General features: G+C 44.2%; 5 protein-coding genes. All 5 read left to right on the top strand.

Annotation, left to right across the window (positions count from 1 at the left end):
* Positions 1–187: 187 nt before the first annotated feature.
* The 5 genes from ACUVXA_RS15625 (at position 188) to ACUVXA_RS15605 (ending at position 5,334) form a co-directional block, all read left to right on the top strand.
* Positions 188–697 carry a 4Fe-4S dicluster domain-containing protein gene (locus ACUVXA_RS15625; protein WP_445872212.1) on the top strand — a complete coding sequence of 170 codons (510 nt, stop codon included), beginning with the start codon at positions 188–190 and terminating at the stop codon, positions 695–697.
* The gene (locus ACUVXA_RS15620; protein ID WP_445872211.1) at positions 694–1,578 is read left to right on the top strand and encodes a CoB--CoM heterodisulfide reductase iron-sulfur subunit B family protein; all 885 of its coding nucleotides are present in this window, start codon (positions 694–696) and stop codon (positions 1,576–1,578) included. Before ACUVXA_RS15625 ends, ACUVXA_RS15620 begins: the two co-directional genes overlap by 4 nt.
* A gap of 6 nt (positions 1,579–1,584) precedes the next feature.
* Positions 1,585–3,915 carry an FAD-dependent oxidoreductase gene (locus ACUVXA_RS15615; RefSeq protein ID WP_445872213.1) on the top strand — a complete coding sequence of 777 codons (2,331 nt, stop codon included), beginning with the start codon at positions 1,585–1,587 and terminating at the stop codon, positions 3,913–3,915.
* 178 nt (positions 3,916–4,093) lie between these two features.
* Complete coding sequence (locus tag ACUVXA_RS15610) at positions 4,094–5,005, top strand: 3-hydroxyacyl-CoA dehydrogenase family protein (RefSeq protein WP_445872210.1); 912 nt, start codon at positions 4,094–4,096, stop codon at positions 5,003–5,005.
* A gap of 140 nt (positions 5,006–5,145) precedes the next feature.
* On the top strand, positions 5,146–5,334 hold the full coding sequence (locus ACUVXA_RS15605) for a 3-hydroxyacyl-CoA dehydrogenase NAD-binding domain-containing protein (RefSeq protein ID WP_445872209.1): 189 nt from the start codon (positions 5,146–5,148) through the stop codon (positions 5,332–5,334).
* Positions 5,335–5,440 lie beyond the last annotated feature (106 nt).

The raw sequence follows: 5,440 nt of genomic DNA, 5'->3' as shown, positions 1-5,440 counted from the left end.
CAAAAAAATAATTCGATTTAACACCATCCTCTTCGCGTTCTACTTTTTTCGAGAAATACTTATTTTCGTAAACAGAAAGATTAGAGGTTGTTAATTGGCTAGGGAAGTAATCAGAAATAATAAAAAAGAGTAAAAGTTAATGTTCACGGAACCCCACTTAAAACAGGTTAAAAAAAGGGTGGTTTAATTGGCGGAATCCGATACAGAAAAAACAGTTGTAGAAGCGGAAAAACTGGATCCCTCGTTTCTGAGAAAAATACTCAAGCATCCCGGCGGCGAACAAATCCTTGTCTGTTTCCAATGCGGAGTCTGCAGCTCCAGCTGTCCTTTAAGACTGATAAACCCCGAGTACAATCCCAGAAAAATTGTTAAAAAAGCAATTCTAGGCATGAAGGATCAGGTGCTTTCCAGTGATTTTGTCTGGTTCTGCGCAGATTGCAATGCTTGCACCGAAAGATGCCCTCAGGGTGTTAACCCTTCTGATGTGATGAAGGCAATTAAGAATGTAGCTATAGAGGAGGGAATTGTACCGGCACCGGTTAAGAAGATTGTGGAGAACTTGGAGGATCATGGAAGATTATATCCCTTAGAGGATTTCACTCAGGAAGAGAGGGAGATGCTGGATTTACCAGAACTTGAACCAGATGTCAAGGTTTTCAAGATTGATCGAAAAAAATTGCTAGGTGAGAAAGCTTGAGTGAGAGGGAGTTTGCATTATTCTTAGGGTGTACCATTCCGGTGAGGTGTCTGGGCTACGAGGCTTCAACTAGGAGGGTGGCAGAGGAGCTAGGAATTAAACTTGTAGATCTTAACTTTTCTTGCTGTGGCTATCCCTTAAAACAGGTGGATATGATTACCGCAAAATCAGTAGCTACGGCAAACCTAGCCCTTGCCGAGACCAAGAATCTTAATATACTTACTATCTGTAGCGCTTGCGCCGGAACCTTAACCGAGGCTAGTGTTAATAGGGAGAATCCGGTGGGGGAGCAGGTTAAAAAAGAGGTTGAGAAACAGGGATTAAGTTACAATGGGACAATTTGGGTTAAGCATTTTGTGAGATACCTGTACGAGGATTATGGGTTGGATAAGATAAAGGAGCATGTGAAAAATCCTTTGAAAAATCTTAGGATAGCTATACATTATGGTTGCCACTATCTGAGACCATCTGAAATATATGACGAGTTTGATGACCCAGAACATCCGAAAAGCGTGAAGGAGATTATTGAGGCTCTCGGTGCTACCGTGGTGGATTATGCAGGAGAGCTTGATTGCTGTGGAGGAGGAACATTAACCTTCGACCAAAAGTTGAGTGCCACTATGGCTAAAAAGAAACTGGACAACGTTAAAAAAGCCAGTGTGGACGCTCTAGTTCTATTCTGTCCCTTCTGTTCCATAATGTATGATGGACACCAAAAGTTTATCGAGGAACAGTTTGGATGTCCGCCCTATAACATTCCTGTACTCTATCTGACTCAGCTAATGGGATTAGCATTTGGTATAGATCCAGTAGAGCTGGGATTTGATTATAACAAGGTGGACGTGCAGCCTCTACTAGACAAAATAGGTGGAAAAGGGTGATTGAGGATGATTGGCGTTTATATTTGTGAGTGTGGAGGAAACATCGGAGACGTTGTCGACGTTAACGCGGTGAAGGAAGCCATCCAGAAAATTCCTGACGTGAAAACCGTGAGAATAAACCGGTTTCTATGTTCCAAGCTGGGTCTAAAGATGATAATAGACTCAGTGAAGAAACAGAATCTGGACCGAGTGGTGGTGGCTTCCTGTTCTCCGCACATGCATGAGGAAACATTCCGAGAAGCCGTGGTTGAGGCGGGACTAAACCCCTACATGTTTGTGCACACCAATATTCGAGAACAGGACTCATGGGTAACAAAGGACAAGAAGAAGGCTACACAAAAGGCGATAGCTATAATATCGGGAGCAGTGGGTAGAGCAAGAAAATTGGAGCCGCTGCAGAAAACGAGGGTTGAAATCTCCAAGGACGTACTGGTCGTCGGTGGCGGTATAGCGGGAATAACGGCTGCCTTGCAGCTAGCAAACTCCGGATATCACGCCACACTCGTGGAAAAAAATCCGAGCATCGGGGGGAAGATGGCGCAACTCAGCAAAGTTTTTCCAACACTTGACTGTGCACCCTGCATCCTCAGCCCACGAATGGCGGACGTGGACAAAAGTCCTAACATTACGCTATTAACCAACTCAGTGGTGGAACAAGTATCCGGTGGACCTGGAAATTACGAAGTAAAAGTTAGGATTAAGCCCCGAGGAGTGGATGTTGAAAAGTGTCTAAGATGCGGCAAGTGTGAGAAAGTTTGTGAAGTTGAGGTTCCAGACGAATACGAGGCAGGACTCTACACTCGCAAAGCAATCCATCTACCATTTGCGCAAGCCGTTCCCGCCGCTTACTGCATTGACTTTGAGAACTGCAATAGATGTGGCTCCTGTCAGGAAGAGTGCCCCGTAGAAGCCATAAATATCAACGAGGAGGAGAGAGAAGAAACCTACAAAGTGGGCGCAATTATAGTCACCACCGGATACGACATTCTGGACAAGGGAGAGATAGAAAGATACAAGGTTGACGAGGAATCCACCATAACCTCTCTCCAGTTAGAGAGACTGATAGAGAATGAACTTGCGGCGGGGAAAGTTTTGAAGAACTCCCAGGGCAAACGCATAAAGGATGTGGCTTTCATTCTTTGCGTAGGCTCCAGAAATCCACAAAAGGGAGTTCCCTACTGCAGCAAGGTCTGCTGCCCCTACGCCGTTAAGGAAGCAATACTACTGAAGAAAACACTGCCCTATCTCCGCATATGGATCTACTACATTGACCTGAGAATGTCTGGTCGTGGCTACGAAGAACTCTACAGGCAGGCACGGGAAATGAATATAAACTTCATCCATGGCAAGCCAGCAGAAGTGAGTGTAGACCCTGACTCGGGCAGGCTTCAGATCGTTTCTGAAGATATTGATACTGGTCAAATAATTAAGAATTCGCTGGATTTGGTTGTTTTGTGCCCGGCTATGATTCCCACAAGCGACTTAGCTGACTTAGCGGGTAGGCTTAACATCTCGGTGGGAGAGGACGGTTTCATAGCGGAAAAACATATTAAACTTAACCCGGTGTCAACCCTTAGAGAAGGAATATTCGCCGCGGGAACAGCTCTGGGACCCAAAGACATCCGAGAATCAGTAGTAGACGCCAGATCCACCGTCGCCCAAGCAATCGAATTCCTAGGAGAGGGATACAAGAACATCAGCCCCATAAAAGCCCAACTAGTAGGCGAATGTTACGGAGTAGGAGAATGCGTAAAGGTTTGCCCCCACAACGCAATAACACTAAACGCGCAAGGAAAAGCCCAGATAAACATTCTGGCATGCAATGGTTGCGGAGCCTGTGTCCCCGCCTGTCCCCACAACGCCCTAGAACTAGCACACTACACAAAAGAGCAAATATTGGAGGAAGTAAAAGGACTCCTCTCAGTACCCTCCGAGGATATAAGGATCATTGGATTTTTCGGCGATTCCACAGCCTACCCCGCAGCGGATACCGCCGGTGTCTCACGCTTGAATTACCCTCCCAATCTACTAATCGTAAGAGTGCCATCCACCGCACTGTTAGACACTGATACTCTGATTAAAACACTTGAAATGGGTGCGGACGGAATCATGCTGTGTGAAAACGGAGACACCAGAGAAGGAGAAATAACAGAGGAAAACGCAAAGAAAGCCCAAGTCAAACTGGAGGAAAGGGAAATAGAAAAGGACAGAATATTCTACCAGCCCCTCGCAATACCTGCATACAAGTCCCTACCATATCTCGTAGAAACATATCTTTCAAGAATCAAGAGAATAGGAAAAATGGGTGCCAAACCCGCACCCCTTTCCAAAAGTTAGCCAAGTTCCTAAAGGAGCTATTATTATCGTTTTTCTAATTTAAAATTTTTATTTATCATGTAAAGCACAAAGTTTTTTATAAAAATGAAATCTATTTCTCATGTTTAAAACGAAAAGAACTCTCTTGTAAGAGATTCTCAATAAACTTGGTTCTAAAAAGGTTTTAGGAGGATGTGAAATGTCTAAAAAAATTGAAGTGGTTGCTATGATAGGGGCAGGATTTATGGGTAAGCAGATATCTGCCTGGGCAGCAACACACGGTTATGGTTTACGCATTTATGACAAATATCCTGAGGCTTTAAAGCAAGCAAAGGAATTTGTGACTCAAACAGTGGAATTTTACTTCATGCCAGAAGATGTTCAGGGAGACCCCAAAGAAGTACTTGCAAATATCACCTACCATGACAATATTCCGGATGCCGTGAAAGATGCGGACCTCATCATCGAGGCAGTACCTGAAGATTTGGAATTAAAGAAGAAAATATTTGCCGAGCTGGACAAAGCAGCTCCGCCACACACCATTATAGCCACTAATAGCTCCTCGATACCGGTGTCAAAGATTGAGGGGGCAGTCAAGCGAAAGGACAAAGTTTTAAACATTCACTTTTACGCTCCCATCTACCAGAGACCCATGGTGGACATCATGAGGGGAACCCAAACCAGCGACGAAACCTTTGACAAAGGAGTAGAATGGATTGAAAGCATCGATTGTGTCCCACTCAAAGTAAAAAAGGAGTGCCTTGGCTTCGTCTTCAACAGAGTCTGGCGAGCAGTAAAGAAAGAATGCCTAAAAATATGGGCTGGAGGATACGCCGATTTTAAAGACGTTGATCGAGGATGGAGAATATTCTCAGGCATGAACATGGGTCCATTCGCTCTGATGGATGCCGTGGGGCTGGATGTGGTTTATGACATTGAAATGTCTTATTATAATGAGAGTGGTAATCCTGATGACAAGCCACCACAAGTCTTGAAGGACATGGTGGATAAAGGCGAGCTGGGGATGAAATCCGGTAAGGGCTTTTATGACTGGACGCCCCCATTGGAGTTTACCTCTGAAGAATTTATTAAACCTAAAAAGAAAAAGTAGTTAATTTTTTTGGGAGTTTAGAGAAGTGATTTTCCACTTCTCATTTTTTCTAAATAACAATAAGTGTAAATTAGGGGAACCATAAGGTTATTTAGGTTAGACAATAATTTTTAGAAATATTATTAGAGAGGAGGGTAGTTATGGATCCTAAAAATGTTAAGAGGGTAGTGGTGGTAGGAACAGGTGTTATGGGGCATTCTATTGCCCAGGTTTTCACCCAAGCGGGCATCGAGGTGGGGCTGGTGGATTTGAATGACGAGACACTGAAACGTGCCATGAATCTGATAAAGTCTAATCTTGGGATATTAGTGGAGTTCAATAGTGTATGAACAAAACCCCTTTCGGGGAAATTATCGATAGATTGAACTGCTCATGATGTGGTTCCAATCGGTTATCCTCTCCCCAAATCCGGGTTCCTTCGCGACTTCAAACCCC

The sequence above is a fragment of the Candidatus Jordarchaeum sp. genome, assembly GCF_052745115.1.
Note: the sequence above shows the minus strand (reverse complement) of the source record. Positions and strands in the feature narration are given on the sequence as shown.